This window comes from Streptomyces sp. NPDC057271 (assembly GCF_042668715.1).
Taxonomy (GTDB): domain Bacteria; phylum Actinomycetota; class Actinomycetes; order Streptomycetales; family Streptomycetaceae; genus Streptomyces.
This window is the reverse complement of record NZ_JBHUYJ010000001.1, coordinates 106994-122966: the sequence shown is the minus strand read 5'-3', so window position 1 is coordinate 122966 and position 15973 is coordinate 106994. Positions and strand designations below refer to the sequence as shown.

General features: G+C 71.9%; 12 protein-coding genes. 6 read left to right on the top strand and 6 right to left on the bottom strand.

Annotation, left to right across the window (positions count from 1 at the left end; genetic code table 11):
• Nucleotides 1-45 precede the first annotated feature (45 nt).
• Both ACFUJR_RS00575 and ACFUJR_RS00570 read right to left on the bottom strand, forming a co-directional pair.
• Nucleotides 46-894 carry an SMP-30/gluconolactonase/LRE family protein gene (locus tag ACFUJR_RS00575; protein WP_383165706.1) on the bottom strand — a complete coding sequence of 283 codons (849 nt, stop codon included), beginning with the start codon at nucleotides 892-894 and terminating at the stop codon, nucleotides 46-48.
• On the bottom strand, nucleotides 891-1661 hold the full coding sequence (locus ACFUJR_RS00570; protein WP_383165709.1) for an IclR family transcriptional regulator: 771 nt from the start codon (nucleotides 1659-1661) through the stop codon (nucleotides 891-893). The genes ACFUJR_RS00575 and ACFUJR_RS00570 overlap by 4 nt, the downstream gene beginning before the upstream one ends.
• 202 nt (nucleotides 1662-1863) lie before the next feature.
• Here ACFUJR_RS00570 and ACFUJR_RS00565 point away from each other — a divergent pair, with 202 nt between their 5' ends.
• The 6 genes from ACFUJR_RS00565 to mmsB all read left to right on the top strand — a co-directional run bounded on the left by ACFUJR_RS00565 (nucleotide 1864) and on the right by mmsB (nucleotide 9100).
• Nucleotides 1864-3030: a mandelate racemase/muconate lactonizing enzyme family protein gene (locus ACFUJR_RS00565; protein ID WP_383165712.1), complete on the top strand. Its 1167-nt coding sequence runs from the start codon at nucleotides 1864-1866 to the stop codon at nucleotides 3028-3030.
• A complete protein-coding gene (locus ACFUJR_RS00560) occupies nucleotides 3027-4052 on the top strand; it encodes a zinc-binding dehydrogenase (protein WP_383165715.1) in 1026 nt (341 codons plus the stop codon). The genes ACFUJR_RS00565 and ACFUJR_RS00560 overlap by 4 nt, the downstream gene beginning before the upstream one ends.
• A gap of 121 nt (nucleotides 4053-4173) precedes the next feature.
• Nucleotides 4174-5160, top strand: coding sequence for a hypothetical protein (locus ACFUJR_RS00555; RefSeq protein ID WP_383165718.1), 987 nt, complete (start codon nucleotides 4174-4176; stop codon nucleotides 5158-5160).
• Between the two features lie 4 nt (nucleotides 5161-5164).
• Complete coding sequence (gene chvE, locus ACFUJR_RS00550; RefSeq protein WP_383165721.1) at nucleotides 5165-6271, top strand: multiple monosaccharide ABC transporter substrate-binding protein; 1107 nt, start codon at nucleotides 5165-5167, stop codon at nucleotides 6269-6271.
• Between the two features lie 28 nt (nucleotides 6272-6299).
• Nucleotides 6300-7850: a multiple monosaccharide ABC transporter ATP-binding protein gene (gene mmsA, locus ACFUJR_RS00545; protein WP_383165724.1), complete on the top strand. Its 1551-nt coding sequence runs from the start codon at nucleotides 6300-6302 to the stop codon at nucleotides 7848-7850.
• Nucleotides 7847-9100: a multiple monosaccharide ABC transporter permease gene (gene mmsB, locus ACFUJR_RS00540; protein WP_383165727.1), complete on the top strand. Its 1254-nt coding sequence runs from the start codon at nucleotides 7847-7849 to the stop codon at nucleotides 9098-9100. Before mmsA ends, mmsB begins: the two co-directional genes overlap by 4 nt.
• A gap of 251 nt (nucleotides 9101-9351) precedes the next feature.
• Here the strand turns inward: mmsB and ACFUJR_RS00535 are convergent, their stop codons facing one another.
• The 4 genes from ACFUJR_RS00535 to ACFUJR_RS00520 all read right to left on the bottom strand — a co-directional run.
• Nucleotides 9352-10797 (bottom strand): glyceraldehyde-3-phosphate dehydrogenase, encoded by a 1446-nt coding sequence (locus ACFUJR_RS00535; RefSeq protein WP_383165731.1) that lies wholly within the window; start codon nucleotides 10795-10797, stop codon nucleotides 9352-9354.
• 101 nt (nucleotides 10798-10898) lie between these two features.
• Nucleotides 10899-12491, bottom strand: a complete 1593-nt coding sequence (locus tag ACFUJR_RS00530) for a molybdopterin-dependent oxidoreductase (RefSeq protein ID WP_383165734.1) — start codon at nucleotides 12489-12491, stop codon at nucleotides 10899-10901.
• Between the two features lie 42 nt (nucleotides 12492-12533).
• Nucleotides 12534-13340, bottom strand: coding sequence for an N-formylglutamate amidohydrolase (locus ACFUJR_RS00525; protein WP_383165737.1), 807 nt, complete (start codon nucleotides 13338-13340; stop codon nucleotides 12534-12536).
• Nucleotides 13341-13530: 190 nt separating this feature from the next.
• Nucleotides 13531-15973, bottom strand: a 2443-nt coding sequence (locus tag ACFUJR_RS00520) for a hypothetical protein (protein WP_383450163.1), incomplete at its 5' end; no start/stop codon positions are given.

Genomic DNA, 15973 nt, shown 5'->3' with positions numbered 1-15973 from the left:
TCCGCCGCCGCGGACGAAGGGCCGAGGCCCTCCTCGCCGGTGTCCTCAGCCTCCGAAGGCGGTGCCCGGGAGGCCCTGGCCCGCGTTGCGCAGGACCAGCAGCGACCCGGCCGACGGGTGGGGGTGGGCGACGCCGGTGCGGGCCGTGGTGATGTACAGGTCGCGGAGGTCGGCGCCCCCGAAGGCGCAGGCCGTGGGGCGCGCCACAGGGAGGGGGACGACACGGTCCAGGTCGCCGCGCGGGGTGTAGCGGCGGAGCCGGGCGCCGCCCCAGAGAGCGACCCACACGCAGCCGTCCGCGTCGACCGTGAGCCCGTCGGGGTAGCCCGCGCCGGGCTCGACAGTCACGAACGGGCATCGGCGGGTGGCGAGTTCGGCGCCTACGGGGCAGACGTCGATGCGGCGCGTGGGGCTGTCGACGTAGTACATGAGGGAGCCGTCCGGGCTCCAGCCGATGCCGTTGCTGACCGTCACCCCGGAGAGCGTCTCCTGCGCGGTGCCGTCGGGGGCGAGGCGTACCAGGTTGCCACCGCCGGGCGCTTCGTCGTACCGCATGGTGCCCGCCCACAGCGCCCCGTCCGGGGCCACGGCGGCGTCGTTTCCGCGTCGGCCGGGCACGGGGTCATGCAGAAGCCAGCTGAAGGCACCCTTCCCGTCGTAACGCCCTATGCCGTCACGGAGGTTGACCACGAGGCCGCCGTCCGCGCAGGGCTTCGCCGCGCCGACGTGCTGCCCGGTGGCCATGACCGTGCGCCGGCCGGTCGCCGGTGCGTAGGTGTGGACGCGCGCGCCGAGGATGTCGACCCAGATCAGCCGTTGCGCGGTCGCGTCCCAGGTGGGGCCCTCGCCCAAGGCGGCCTTCGTGCGGACCGCGACCGCGAGGTCCGCGCTCATCGCGAGCCCCGGTGACCGAGCCGTTCGGAGAGGTCGGCGGCGCCCTTGGCGGCCAGTTCGGCGAGCACCCGCTCCCGGTCCTCGCTCCAGCGGATCACGGGCACGGAGACGGAGAGCGCCGCGACGACCCGGCCGGAGCTGTCGCGGACGGGTGCGGCGACACAGCTCACGTCCGGGTTGGACTCCCGTTGTTCGACGGCGACGCCCCGCTCGCGGATCTCGGCGAGGGCGGCGCGCAGGGCGTCGTGGCCCGTGATGCTGTTCGGCGTCATCGCGACCAGCTCCCGCCCGTCGATACGGCTCTCCAGCTCGGCCGGTGGCAGCGAGGCGAGCAGCATCTTGCCGACCGCGGTGCAGTGCGCGGGGAGTCTGCGGCCCGCGGCGGAGACCATGCGGACCGCGTGGGTGGAGTCCACCTTGGCGACGTAGATGACGTCGGTGTCCTCCAGGAGCGCCACATGGACGGTCTCGTCGCAGATCGCGGCGACCTCGCAGGCCACCTGACGGCCCTCGGCCGCGAGATCGAGCTGCTCCGCGTAGCGGCTGCCGAGCTGGTAGGTGCGGACACCGAGGCGGTAGCGTCCCGGCTGGTCGGGGGCGGGCACGAGGTAGTTGCGGGCCGCCAGCGTGGTGAGCAGTTCGTGCACGGTGGTGCGCGGGAGGCCGAGCCTGCGGACGACGTCCGGAGCGGAGAGCGTCTCGTCGCCCGTCAGGAACAGCTCCAGTATGTCCAGCGCTCTGCCCACCGCGGGAACCTGTCGTCCCATCGTCGCTCCCCCACATCCCTCATGTCCGGCCGCGTTCGGTATTCCGGCCGACGACCGGTATCGCGAACACAGGCTAACCACAGGCCTCTTCGTCCGGCAATGGGCCGTGCGATCCGTTGACACGCCCCCGACCAGCCCCTACGGTCACGCCTACATTTCGAACGTGTGACGAAATCTCGAACGAGAACGAGGGGCAACTGCCGTGCGTATCACGGGAATCAGCACTCATGTCGTCGGAACTCCCTGGCGCAACCTCGCCTATGTGCTCGTCCACACCGACGAGGGGCTGACGGGCGTGGGCGAGACCCGCATGCTCGGCCACACCGACGCGCTGCTCGGCTACCTCCGCGAGGCGGAGGCCAACCACATCGCCGGCTCCGACCCGTTCGCGATCGAGGACCTGGTCCGCCGGATGAAGTACGGGGACTTCGGACGGGCGGGCGAGATCGTGATGTCGGGCATCGCGGTGGTCGAGACGGCCTGCTGGGACATCAAGGGCAAGGCGATCGGGGTGCCGGTCTGGCAGCTGCTCGGCGGAAAGGTGACCGACCGGGTGAAGGCGTACGCCAACGGCTGGTACACCACCGAGCGGACGCCCGAGGCGTACCACAAGGCGGCCCGCGCGGTGGTCGAGCGGGGCTACCAGGCCCTGAAGATCGACCCGTTCGGCACCGGGCACCTCGAACTTTCGCACCAGGACACGCTGTACGCGGTCTCGCTGATCGAGGCGGTGCGGGACGCCGTCGGGCCGGACGCCGAACTCATGCTGGAGATGCACGGGCGCTTCTCACCGGCCACGGCGATCAGGCTGGCCCGGGAGATGGCGCCGTTCCGCCCGGCCTGGCTGGAGGAGCCGGTCCCGCCGGAGAACCTGAAGGCGCTGGAGAAGGTGGCGGCCAAGGTGGACCTCCCGATCGCGACGGGTGAACGGATCCACGACCGGATCGAGTTCCGCGAGCTGTTCGAGAGCCAGGCCGTCGACATCCTCCAGCCGGACGTCGGCCACCTCGGCGGTATCTGGGAGACCCGGAAGCTGGCCGCGACCGCGGAGACGCACTACATGATGGTGGCACCGCACAACGTGGGCGGCCCGGTGCTCACCGCCGCCTCCCTCCAGGTGGGCTTCACCGCACCGAACTTCAAGATCCTGGAGCACTTCAACGACTTCGCGGACGCGGAGATCAAGAAGGTGGTCAAGGGCGCGCCCCAGGTGGTGGACGGCTACTTCCACCGCTCGGACGCGCCGGGTCTCGGTGTCGAGCTCGACACGGACGCGGCGGCCGAGTTCCCGCAGCAGCAGGCCCGCTTCGACCTGTGGGCGGACGGCTGGGAGCGGCGCGCTCCCGCGACGCGGGGCGGCGGGGCGTGAGCCGCGCGCCGGACGGCCCCGGCCTCGCGGTCGTCGTCGACGCACCGGGGCGGCACCGCCTCGTCGTGCACGAGCGGTTCCCGCCCGGCCCCGGCGAGGCGCTGGTACGGGTGTACGCGAGCGGCGTCTGCGGCAGCGACCGCGAGGTGTACCGGGGCACCCGGCCCGAGGGATTCGTTCGGTACCCGCTCACGCCCGGCCACGAGTGGTCGGGCACGGTGGCCGAGGTCGGCGAGGGCGTTCCGGAGGACCTCGTCGGCAGGAAGGTGGTCGGCGAGGGGTTCCGCTCGTGCCTGCTGTGCGAACGTTGCCATACGGGCGACAGCACGCTCTGTACGGCCGGGTACGACGAGACCGGCTTCACCCGGCCGGGCGCTATGGCGCCCACGCTGACGCTTCCGGCCCGGCTTCTGCACACGCTCCTGGACGACGCCGATCTGACGGCGGCGGCTCTGCTGGAGCCGGCCGCCTGCGTGGCGGCCGCGACGCTCGCGGCGGCACCACGGCCCGGTGAACGCGTCGCCGTGGTCGGCGCGGGGACGCTGGGACTGATCGCCGTCCAGCTGCTGGCGGCCTCGTCGCCCGCCGCCGTGTACGTCGTGGAGCCCCGGCGCGAACGGGCCGAACTGGCACGGGAGTTGGGTGCCACCTCGGCCGTCCGGACGGCCGAGGGAATGGAGGGCCGGTGCGATCTGGTGCTGGAGACCGCCGGCTCCCCCGGCTCCGCCCGTACCTCCGTCGACCTCGCCCGCAGGGGCGGCCGGGTGGTCCTCACGGGCATTCCGGCCCCCGGTGCGACCGGTCTCGATCCCGCGGAGCTGGTCACCCGGCGGCTGACCCTGCACACGGTCTTCGGCGCGCCGCCCGCCGCCTGGGCCCATGCCGTACGCGCCTTCGGGGCGGGCCTGCTCGACCTCGCCGCACTGGTGACGCACGAGCTGCCGCTCGGGGCGTTCCCGCAGGCGATGGAGCTGGTGGGCTCCGGTGACCCCAAGGTCGGGAAGGTGCTGCTACGTCCCTGACGCCCGGGCAGCCCCGCCCCCGCCCAGCGCCCGAGCACCCGTCTGTCCCCGGTCCTGTGCCGGCCCACCCGTACCCACACTCCCGAACCATGTCCGACATACCGAACACGGAGGATCGCTCGTGACCGACGCTCCGCCTCCCCCGCCCCGCAGGCCCGGTGAACACGCCCTCTCCGCCCTCGGGCTCGGCTCCCCCGCCCTCTCCCCCGCCGACACCTCTCCGCACGCCTTCCCGGACGGCGGCACCTGGCGGACCGAGGTGCCGTCCGTGGAAGGGCCCGAGGCGTTGGAGGCGGTCCTGGAGGAGTCCGCGCGGCTCGACGTCCCGGTCCACCGGGTCAGCCAGGGCAGCGGCGTCTGGATGCTGACGGACGACGAGATCACCGTGATGGTCCGGTCCGCCGCCGAACGCTTCGTCGAACTCTGCCTGTTCACCGGCCCCCGCGGCACCTGGGACATCGGCGGCTCCGTCCGCAGCGACTCCCGGGGCGGAGGCCTGCGCGCCCGTGGCCAGGACGCGGTCGCCGGCTGTGTGGAGGACGCCGTCCGCGCCACCGAACTGGGCGTCCGATGCCTGCTGGTGGCCGACGAGGGCGTGCTGTGGACGCTGCACCGGGCCCGGTGTCACGGCCTGATCCCCGCCGACACCACACTGAAGGTCTCCGCGCTGATCGGCCCCGTGAACCCCGCCGCGTACGCCGTCCACGAGCGCCTGGGCGCCGACTCGGTGAACGTGCCGAGCGATCTGCCCCTCGCCCATCTCACCGAGATCCGGCGGGTGAGCGCCGCGCCGATGGACATGTACATCGAGGCGCCCGACGACCTGGGCGGCTACGTCCGGATGTACGAGGTCGCCGAGCTCATCCGCCGCGGCGCCCCGCTCTATCTCAAGTTCGGCCTGTCGAAGGCGCCTTCGCTCTACCCCTCCGGCCTGCATCTGCGCGAGACCGTGCTCGCCACCACCCGCGAGCGGGTCCGCCGTGGCCGGCTCGCCCTCGATCTGCTGGCCCGGCACGGCGCGGACGGCGGGATGTCCCCGCTCGGCTCGCGGCTGCCCGGCCCGCTGAACCGCTTCCCCGACCCGATCCACCCCACCGACAAGGACTGATGCCATGCGTAACCGCAGCGCCGCCTCCGCCACCGTCCTCGCGACCGCCCTCGCCGTCGTCCTCTCCGCCTGCGGCCAGAGCGGAGCGGGCGGTGCCAAGGAGGAGAAGGGCGCCGAGGAGCTGACCGTGGGCATCGCGATGCCCACCAAGTCCTCCGAGCGCTGGATCGCCGACGGCAGGAACATGGTGAGCAGCCTGGAGCAGTACGGGTACAAGACCTCCCTGCAGTACGGCGAGGACGACCCGGACCAACAGGTCGCGCAGATCGAGAACATGATCACCCAGGGCGTCGACGCCCTCGTCGTCGCGGCCATCGACGGCCGGGCCCTCGCCAACGTGCTCCGGCAGGCGGCGGACGCCAAGATCCCGGTGATCTCCTACGACCGGCTGATCCTCGGCTCGCCGAACGTCGACTACTACGCCTCCTTCGACAACGAGAAGGTCGGCGAGCTCCAGGGCGGCTACCTCGTCGAGAAGCTGGGCCTGAAGGACGGTGGCGAGAAGGGCCCGTTCAACATCGAGCTGTTCGCCGGCTCCAACGACGACAACAACACCCGTTACTTCTTCCAGGGCGCCATGAACGTCCTCCAGCCGTACATCGACAGGAAGCAGCTGGTCGTCAGGTCAGGCCAGACCAGGCTCAACCAGGTGACGACATTGCGCTGGGACGGCGGCCAGGCGCAGAAGCGCATGGACGACCTGCTCACCTCCTCGTACGCGAAGGAGCGGGTGGACGCGGTCCTCTCGCCGTACGACGGCATCTCCATCGGCATCCTGTCCGCCCTCAAGTCCGACGACTACGGCAGCGCGAGCAAGCCGCTCCCCGTCGTGACCGGGCAGGACGCCGAGGTCGCCTCCGTGAAGTCGATCATCGCGGGCGAGCAGACGCAGACCGTCTACAAAGACACGCGCGAACTGGCCAGGGTCGCCGCGCAGATGGTCAACGCGCTCTTCGAGGGCATGAAGCCGGAGGTCAACGACACGACGACGTACGACAACGAGAAGAAGGTCGTCCCGGCCTTCCTGCTCGACCCGGTGAGCGTCGACAGGCACAACTACCAGGCCGTGCTGGTCGATTCCGGCTACATCAAGGCGAGCGACCTCAACTAGACCTCGACCGGAGAGGGGTGGGTGTGCCATGGCGGGACCCGTCCTGGACATGCGCTCGATCATCAAGACGTTTCCCGGCGTGACGGCACTGTCGGACGTCTCCCTGACCGTCCGGGCGGGCGAGGTCCACGCCATCTGCGGGGAGAACGGAGCGGGCAAGTCGACACTGATGAAGATCCTCAGCGGCGTTCATCCGCACGGGAGTTACGAGGGGGAGGTGCTCTTCCAGGGTGAGCCCTGCCGGTTCCGGGACATCGGTGCGAGCGAGAGGCGCGGCATCGTCATCATCCACCAGGAACTGGCGCTGGTGCCGTACCTCTCCCTCGCGGAGAACATCTTCCTCGGCAACGAGCACGCCACCCGCGGCGTGATCAGCTGGGACCGGACCCTGCGCCACGCGGCGGAGCTGCTGCGCCGCGTGGGGCTGGACGAGCATCCGCAGACCCGGGTCGCGGACATCGGCGTCGGCAAGCAGCAGCTGGTGGAGATCGCCAAGGCGCTCGCCAAGGAGGTGAAGCTGCTGATCCTCGACGAGCCGACGGCAGCGCTGAACGACGAGGACAGCGGCAAACTCCTGGCGCTCATCGAGGAGTTGAAGGAGCAGGGCATCACGTCGATCATCATCTCGCACAAGCTCAGCGAGATCGCCCGGGTGGCGGACTCGGTGACGATCCTGCGGGACGGCCGGTCGATCGAGACCCTCGACGTGAAGGCAGCCGAGACCACCGAGGAGCGGATCATCCGGGGCATGGTGGGCCGCGATCTGGACCACCGGTTCCCCGAACGCACCCCGCACGAGCCGGAGCGGGGCGCGGCGCCGGCCCTGGAGATCCGGGGCTGGACCGTGCACCATCCGATCGACCGGCACCGCAAGGTCGTCGACGGCGTCTCGCTCACCGTCCGGCGCGGGGAGATCGTCGGGGTCGCGGGTCTGATGGGCGCGGGCCGCACCGAACTGGCGATGAGCGTGTTCGGGCGCAGCTACGGGCGGTACGGCGGCGGCACGGTCCTCAAGGACGGTGTGGAGATCCGTACCCGTACGGTCCCCGAGGCGGTCGGGCACGGCATCGCGTACGTCACCGAGGACCGCAAGCACTACGGACTCAACCTGATCGACACGGTCAACCGCAACGTCTCGCTGAGCGCCCTGCGCAGGGTCGCCCGGCGCGGCATCGTCGACGAGCTCGAGGAGACCCGGGTCGCCGAGGGCTTCCGCCGGTCGATGAACATCAAGGCGCCGACGGTCTTCGAGCCCGTCGGCCGGCTCTCCGGGGGCAACCAGCAGAAGGTCGTCCTCAGCAAGTGGATCTTCGCGGGTCCCGATGTCCTGATCCTGGACGAGCCGACCCGGGGGATCGACGTGGGCGCCAAGTACGAGATCTACACGGTCATCGACCGGCTGGCCGCCGAAGGCAGGGCGGTCCTCTTCATCTCCTCGGAACTCCCCGAGCTGCTCGGCATGTGCGACCGCGTCTACACCATGGCGGCGGGTCGGCTCACGGGTGAGGTGTCCCGCGCCGAGGCGACCCAGGAGCTGCTGATGCGGCACATGACGAAGGACAGGAGGGAGCGCGCATGAGCGCCGATCTCACGGCCGGGACCCAGGCCGACGGCACGGGGAAGACGCCGGTCGGCCCACCGGCGGGGAGCCGGCCCGGCGTCGGCCGGCTGATCCTCGACGGACTGCGCGGCAACATGCGGCAGTACGGCATGCTGATCGCCCTCGGGCTGATCGTGGCCCTGTTCGCGGTCTGGACGGGCGGCGACCTGCTGCTGCCGCGCAACGTCTCCAATCTGGTCCTGCAGAACAGCTACATCCTGATCCTGGCGATCGGCATGATGATCGTCATCATCTCGGGCCATATCGATCTGTCGGTGGGCTCGCTCACCGCCTTCGTCGGCGCGGTGGCCGCCGTGCTGATGGTCGAACACCGGATGGCGTGGCCGCTGGCGGTGGTGCTCGTGCTGCTGCTCGGCGGGGCCGCGGGGGCGATGCAGGGGTTCTTCATCGCGTATCTCGGCATCCCGTCGTTCATCGTCACCCTGGCCGGGATGCTCCTGTTCCGCGGTCTCACCGAGATCTTCCTCAAGGGCCAGACGATCGGGCCCTTCCCCGACGGACTGCAGACGGTCTCGAACGGCTTCCTGCCGGAGGTCGGGCCGAGCACCGACTACCACAATCTGACCCTGCTGCTCGGCCTGGCCCTCATGGTCTTCGTCGTATGGCAGGAGGTGCGGGACCGCCGCCGCCAGCGGGAGTTCGCCCTGGAGGTCGCGCCCGCCGGGCTGTTCGCCGTGAAGCTGGGGGCGCTGGTCGCCACGGTCCTGGTCTTCACCCTGCTGCTCGCCAGCTACAAGGGAGCGCCGGTCGTGCTGCTGATCCTGGCGGCGCTCCTGGTCGGCTTCGGCTACGTCATGCGGAACGCGATCGTGGGTCGCCATGTGTACGCGATCGGCGGCAATCTGCCTGCCGCCAAGCTCTCGGGCGTGCGGGACAGGAAGGTCACGTTCCTGGTCTTCCTGAACATGGGGGTGCTCGCGGCGCTCGCCGGTCTGGTCTTCGCCGCCCGGTTCAACGCCGCCTCGCCCAAGGCGGGCATCAACTTCGAACTGGAGGCGATCGCCGCCTCGTTCATCGGCGGCGCGTCGATGAGCGGCGGGGTGGGCACGGTCCTGGGCGCGATCATCGGCGGCCTGGTCCTCGGCGTGCTCAACAACGGCATGAACCTCGTCGGGATCGGTACGGACTGGCAGCAGGTGATCAAGGGCCTGGTGCTGCTCGCGGCGGTCGGCTTCGACGTGTGGAACAAGCGCAGGGTGGGCTCCTGAGCCGGGGGCCGCCGGCCGTGCCGCGACGTCCGGCGCCCTTCCCGTGGTCCTCACCGGAGCCTCGGCCGAGAGGGCCGGGCGGGTTCCCGCCGGGTCACGGTCCACGGCTCCTCCCCCGAGGACTCGTCCAGCACCTGCGTGACCCTGGACCTGACCGTCCGGCGGGACGCCGCGTAGCGCGGGAAAGGCCGAGGCCCCCGCCAGGAAGGGCAGGGGCCTCGGCCTTCGCGCGTACGCGCCGGTGCGTCCGGTCAGACCGCCGGGGCGGGGTACGTCGGGTACTCGACGCCGGAGACGTGCTGCACGACCCGGATGACCTGGCACGAGTAGCCGAACTCGTTGTCGTACCACAGGTAGAGGATCGCGTTGTCGCCGTCGACCTTCGTCGCGCCCGCGTCGACGATCGAGGCGTGGCGCGAGCCGACGAAGTCCATGGAGACGGCGTCGGGCGCGGTGGTGAAGTCGATCTGGCGCTTCAGCGGCGAGTGCAGCGAGACGTCGCGGAGGTGGTCGAGGACCTCCTCGCGGGTGGTCTCACGGCCCAGGCGCAGGCTGAGGATGGCGATCGAGACGTCCGGGACGGGGACGCGGATCGAGCTGCCGGTGATCGGCGCCTTGAGGTCCGGCAGCGCCTTGGCGACCGCGGAGGCGGCACCGGTCTCGGTGATGACCATGTTCAGCGGCGCGGAGCGGCCACGACGGTCGGCCTTGTGGTAGTTGTCCAGCAGGTTCTGGTCGTTCGTGAACGAGTGGACGGTCTCCACATGGCCGCGCAGCACACCGTACTCGTCGTCCATCGCCTTCAGCGGCGGGACGATCGCGTTGGTGGTGCAGGAGGCGCAGGAGAGGATCTGCTCCTCCGGCTTGATCGTGTCGTGGTTGACACCGTGCACGATGTTCGGGACGTCGCCCTTGCCCGGAGCCGTCAGGACGACCTTGTCGATGCCGGGGCGCAGGTGCTTGGAGAGGCCCTCGCGGTCCCGCCACTTGCCCGTGTTGTCGATGAGGATGGCGTCCTTGATGCCGTGCGCCGTGTAGTCGACCTCGGACGGGTCGTTGGCGTAGATCACCTTGATCGTGTTGCCGTTGGCGATGATCGTGCTGTTCGCCTCATCCACGGTGATGGTGCCCTGGAACTGGCCGTGGATCGAGTCGCGCCGCAGCAGCGAGGCGCGCTTGACGATGTCCTGGTCGCCACCCCGGCGGACGACGATGGCGCGCAGGCGCAGACCGTTGCCGGAGCCGGCCTTCTCGATCAGCAGACGTGCGACGAGGCGGCCGATGCGGCCGAAGCCGTAGAGGACGACGTCGCGGCCGTCACGGCGCTCGATCTTGTTGTCCCCGGTGGCACCGGCGACCGCGGAGGCGGTGAACTCCTCCACCGACAGACCGCGGTCGTCGCTCTTGTAGGCCTCGGCGAGCAGCGCGATGTCGATCTGCGACGGGCCGAGGTCGAGCGTGGTGAGCGCCTGCAGGAACGGCAGGGTCTCGGTGACCGAGAGCTCCTCACCGGCGATCTGGCGGGCGAAGCGGTGGGTCTTGAGGATGCTGACAACCGACTTGTTCACCAAGGATCGGCTGTGGACCAGGACCGTGACGTCCCGCTCCCGGTGCAACTTCCCGATGACCGGGATCATCGACTCCGCGATCTCCTCGCGGTTCTTCCAGCTGGTGAACGAGTCGTCATTGACAGTCACGAGTTCATCTTTCGAGCTAGGTGGTGCTCATATGCTAACCCGTCGAACTTTTGATCTTTCCCGGGGGCCCTTCCCGCCTGCCCGCACCCGCCCTGCTCGCCTCATGACTCCTCCACGGTCACCACCACCGAGTGCCACCCCTCGGCTCCGTCCGGCATGGTGTCGGTGCGCTCCTCGGGCTGGGTCGCGCCCGTGCCGTCGGTGGCCCGGACCGTGAGGGTGTGACGGCCGGGAGCGGCCTGCCAGGGGTGCACCCACTGGCGCCAGGTGTCCAGGCCGTCCTCCGCGCCGAGCCGTGCCGCCACCCAGGGACCGTCGTCGACCCTCACCTCCACACGCGCGATGCCCCGGTGCTGGGCCCAGGCCACCCCGGCGATCATGACCGTGCCCGCGGCGGGCCGGGCGAGCGCCCGTGGGGTGTCGATCCGGGACTGGGTCTTGACCGGTGCCTGCGCCGCCCAGCCGCGCGGGACCCAGTAGGCGTCGTAGGCGTCGAAGGTGGTCAGCTCGACGGACTCGATCCACTTGCAGGCGGAGACGTATCCGTACAGCCCCGGGACGATCATGCGGACCGGGAAGCCGTGCTCCAGGGGCAGGGGCACGCCGTTCATGCCGAAGGCGAGCAGGGCGTCGCGACCGTCCATCACGGCCTCGACGGGGGTGCCGATGGTCATGCCGTCGACGGAGCGGGCCACGAGCTGGTCGGCAGGCCCGCCTTCGGAGGGTGGGCGCACCCCCGCCTCTCGGAGCAGGTCGGCGAGGCGTACACCCAGCCAGCGGGCGTTGCCGACGAGGTCTCCGCCGACCTCGTTGGAGACGCAGGCCAGGGTGAGGTCCCGCTCCAGGACCGTGCGCGACATCAGCTCCGGGAGCGTGAGGGAGAGTTCACGGCTCACGCCGGTCCCGTGGATCCGCAGTCGCCAGCCGTCGGCGTCGACCTTGGGAACGACGAGCGCGGTGTCGATCCGGTAGAAGTCCCTGTTGGGGGTGATGAAGGGGCCGATGCCCGGGACGTCGAGCTGTGCCCCGGGGGGCACGGCAGGCGCCGGCGAGGCGGGCCGGGGCAGCCGCAGGGCGTCGCGGGAGGCCGTGGCGCTCTCGCCCGCGACGGAGCCGGCGGCCCGGCCGAGCGCGGCGGCGCCGGTCGCCGCGAGGCCCGTGGCGGCGGCGACGACGAGGAAGCTCCTGCGGTCCGTCCGGGCGGCCCCGTCCGGCAGCTCCCCGGTGCCCGGGGCGAGCAGCCTGCCGATGAGGACGTACAGCAGGACGGCTCCGGCCGCCGCCCCGACGAGCGAGGGCACGACGTCGAGTGCGGAGTCGGAGTCGGGCCGGCTCACGGCCGCGAGGGCGCCGACGACACCGAAGCCGAGGACGCCCGCGGCCGCGGCCCCGCGCCGGCGCAGGGCGAGCACCCCCAGCGCGGCGGCGATCAGGGCGAGGAGGAGCAGGATGCCCAGCAGGAGAACGGTCTTGTCGCTCTGGCCGAAGGTACGGATCGCCCACTGTTCGACCGCGGTCGGGGTCCGGTCGACGACGGCGTCGCCGACGGCGGTGACCGGGCCCGCCTCGTGGCGGATCCAGCCGGCGAGGAGGTCGGCGACGGCCAGGGCGACATAGCCGGAGAGGACTCCGCCGAGCGCGGCGAGCAGCCTGTCCGTGCGGGTCGGCGGCCGGAGGGAGCGGGTGGGGTTCATGTGTACCAGCATCGGCGGGAGAGGGCCGCCGCGTGGGGGATTTCAGCCGCGCGCCGCCCCCGCCTCTTCGACCAGCGCCGCCAGGGCGGTGCCGAGCGCGTCGAGGCCGGGTCCTGCGGGACCGCCGGGCTCCGTCATGTAGACGTCGCGGCGGATCTCGATCATCAGGGCGGTGACGCGCGGATCACGGCCGTGGTGGTCCAGCGGCACGTAGGTTCCGGCGAAGGGGCTGTCCGTCCCGATCCCGCCGAACGACGCGAACGCCTTCCGTGCCGCGTCCACCAGCGCGGGCGGCGTGTGGAAGGCGTCGGTGCCGAGGCAGACCGGGGGGCGCGGTCCGTCGCCGTGCAGCTCGTAGGGGAGCGCTCGGGTCGGGTACGAGTGCACGTCGATGATCACGGCACGGCCGGCCGCCGCGAGCCGCTCCTCGACGGCGGCCGTCATGGCCCGGGCGTACGGCGTGAAGTACCGGTCCAGGAGAGGCCGCGCGTCGTACGCGTCCGGCCGGAGTTCGGCGCGGTGCGTGGTGCGGGTGTAGACCGCGCCCATCCCCACCGCGCGCATCTCCTCACGCTCGTCGGGGAAGCGCTCGGGGTCGACGACCAGCCGGGAGAGCCGGTTGACGAACCGCCAGGGCGCGACGGCCGCGGTCCGCGCGGCGACGGCGGCGATCTCGGCGGTGTGGGAGTCGGTGATGTGGTCCAGCTCGCGCGCGAGCTCCTCGTCCCCGAGCGCGATGCCGTCGCGGACGTCCGGGGGCAGCTCGCGGGAGGAGTGCGGCACATGGAGGAGCACCGGGGAGTGCGGTGCGCCGGGGAGGAGCTGGAAGGAGTGCGGGGTGTCGGTCATGGGCGGTCCTCGCTGTACGGCGGCGTCGTCGGCACCAGCATGATCGACGGAGCGAGGGCAGGGGCCCCTGGGTCATTGAGCCGTGGCATCAGGCCGGCCGGCGGAGAGGGCGTGCCGATCTCGGAGATTCCGGACCGGACGGCGGGCGCGGCTCCGCGCGCGCCGTCCGGTCCGTGGGGCCGGCTCCCCGTTACGCGGCGTCCCGTACCGAGCCCTTGAACTCCGGGCCCTCGTGCGGTTCCCAGTCCGCGTCGTACGTGATGAGCCTGCTGCGCAGGTACTCGGTCGGTTCGCGCACCGCGTCCGCGACCGTGGGAATCCTCACCTCCGCGGTCGTCTGCCCGGCGGGCACCCGCACCGAGAAGGCCGGGTCATCGCCCTCCCACAGGTCCGAGAGCGGCACCGGACGGGCCGGCGGCTCGCCGAAGTGCTCCTCCAGCCAGCTTCGTTCGACGTCCGCCGTGGACAGCTCCGCGCCTCCGGCGACCGGCAGGAGGGCGAGCGAGCCGCCCAGCTCCACGTCGGCGGCCGCGGACAGGGTCAGCCGCCAGGTCAGCGGCCGGCCCTCGGTGACGTCGGCCTCGACCGGGGTCAGCGTCACGGTGGGCGTCGCGTCGTCGTTCCGTACGGTCACCCCGCCCCGGTGCGCGCCGACGGCTACGCCGCGTACCGCCTTCACGGACACGTCCTGGGTGAGGTCGTAGCCGTAGCGGGTGTTGCCCCGCACCTCGACCGGCACGTCGATGTCCTGGCTGCCGGGGCGTACCGTCACGACCCTGGACGTGACCTCGTCCGTGCCCGGCTCGGGGACGAACACGCGGACCTGGCCGCTGCCCTGGCCCGAGACGGTGACCGGGACCCGGAAGGTGCGGACCCCGGAGTCGCCCTCGTCGACGGTCAGCCGGCCGATGTCGACGCGGGGCATGGCGGTCGGCCGGGCCTCCGGTGTGCCGGGACGCCAGCCCCAGGCGTCCATCAGCCAGGCGCTTCCGGTGCCGCCCCGCGGGGTCAGTTCGAGGGTCGTGACCCGGCTCAGGTCCAGGCCGGACCGTGCGGCGGCGGCCAGCGGGAAGCGGAGTTCACGGGCCCAGAGGGACGTGGTCCGGTCGCTGCCGGGGAGTCCGTCGATCCTGGCGGCCGCGCCGAGGCGTGCCCGCCGGCCGGAGGAGTCGACGAGTGCGACGTCCATCCGCGTGCCGGTGCTGTTGGGCGGAAGGATGACGCGCAGCGCCAGCGCCTCGGAGCCCTTGAGCGAGACGGGACCGGTGGATCGGACCGTCACCGGAGGACCGACGGCCCCCTTCCTCCAGCGGAACGCGACGGCGTCGCGGCCCGGTTCGGGCGATGCCTCCCAGTGGGCGAAGTGCGGCGACCGGCCGCTCGCGTCGGGAGCCAGGCAGGCCCGGTCCGGGTCCGGATCGATCTGGGCGCACACCCGGCCGCCGGTCACGGCGGTCGAGGGGCCGGGCAGGAACGCGGGGGTGCGGTGCGCGCCGACGGCGTGGCTGAGGACGCGCGCGGGCCCGGCCGAGGGCGCGCGCCGGCCGGTGCCGTCGAGGAGCGGGCGGACCCGGTCGTCGCCGGCGACGAACAGCTGGGCCGCGGCCGCGATGTAGGTCGCGCCCGCGGACTGCTGCTGCGTGGCGGTCAGCCGGGTGGAGGTGCCCGGCGAGCACACCGGGTCGGGCGACTCGTCCTCGAAGAAGTCGTCGGAGGCGGGTGCCTCCGCCTGCCCCGGAGTCCACTCACTGTTGAAGAAGTTGTGGTTGGCACCGGGCATGTAGACCGCGCTCTGGAGCGCGGCGCCGCTGCCCACCCCGCGCGTGCCGTCGACGTAGATCTGGCCCTGCAGGTCGGAGACGTCACCGTCGCAGCCGGGCAGCACGGTCATCGAGGGCACGTCGGGGGCCGGGTTCTGGCCGAAGATCGTGGGCCCGATCAGCACGTTGCCGCGGATGGTCCAGCGCACGGGCCCCTGGTGTCCGTCCTGGTCGGCGGGCGGACGGTGCAGGCTGTCGAGTGCGGCGCGGTTGACGCCCTCGCCGCCCCGGGAGTGGCCGACGAGCAGGACGCGGGACAGGTCGGCGGGCGAGGCGGCGCGCACGGCGGACGGGGCGCCTGCCGGGTTCTCGGACCACTCGGCCCAGCGGGCCAGGTGCTGTCGCACCAGGGAGGAGCGGGCCTGTGCTCCGGCGTCCTCGGCGAGATGGTCCTGGGCGTTGATGCCGTTGGCGGAGATGGAGACCGTCACATAGCCCTGGGATGCCAGCAGTTGCTGGGCCCGCAGATAGCCCTTGTGACTGGGGATGGGCCGGGTGCCCGGGGCGCAGGGCCAGTCGCCGGTCACCTCATCGCCGGAGCCGTAGCAGGTGCTGTGACGGCCGTGGAGGAACAGCGCGAGCGGCCGCTTCCCCGGCGCGCCCGTCGGTCCGACGACCATGGCCCGCATCTCGACGGGCTCCGCGTATCCGGGCAGCCGTACGGACTTCAGGCCGTACTCGCCGCTGACGGTGCGGTGGCCGCCGGGCACTCCGGGGTCGACCGGGTTGGCCGGGGCCGGCGGCTCGGTCGGCGCGTATCGCGCTGTGGGTAGGGCGCCGGAGGCCCGGGAGTACGCGAGGGCGTAGGCTTCC

What these genes read in the sequence shown, in the direction of transcription:
- ACFUJR_RS00530 (WP_383165734.1), bottom strand. Translation starts at nt 12,491, where the DNA reads ATGAACCCCACCCGCTCCCTCCGGCCGCCGACCCGCACGGACAGGCTG.
- mmsA (WP_383165724.1), top strand. Translation starts at nt 6,300, where the DNA reads ATGGCGGGACCCGTCCTGGACATGCGCTCGATCATCAAGACGTTTCCC.
- chvE (WP_383165721.1), top strand. Translation starts at nt 5,165, where the DNA reads ATGCGTAACCGCAGCGCCGCCTCCGCCACCGTCCTCGCGACCGCCCTC.
- mmsB (WP_383165727.1), top strand. Translation starts at nt 7,847, where the DNA reads ATGAGCGCCGATCTCACGGCCGGGACCCAGGCCGACGGCACGGGGAAG.
- ACFUJR_RS00575 (WP_383165706.1), bottom strand. Translation starts at nt 894, where the DNA reads ATGAGCGCGGACCTCGCGGTCGCGGTCCGCACGAAGGCCGCCTTGGGC.
- ACFUJR_RS00525 (WP_383165737.1), bottom strand. Translation starts at nt 13,340, where the DNA reads ATGACCGACACCCCGCACTCCTTCCAGCTCCTCCCCGGCGCACCGCAC.
- ACFUJR_RS00570 (WP_383165709.1), bottom strand. Translation starts at nt 1,661, where the DNA reads ATGGGACGACAGGTTCCCGCGGTGGGCAGAGCGCTGGACATACTGGAG.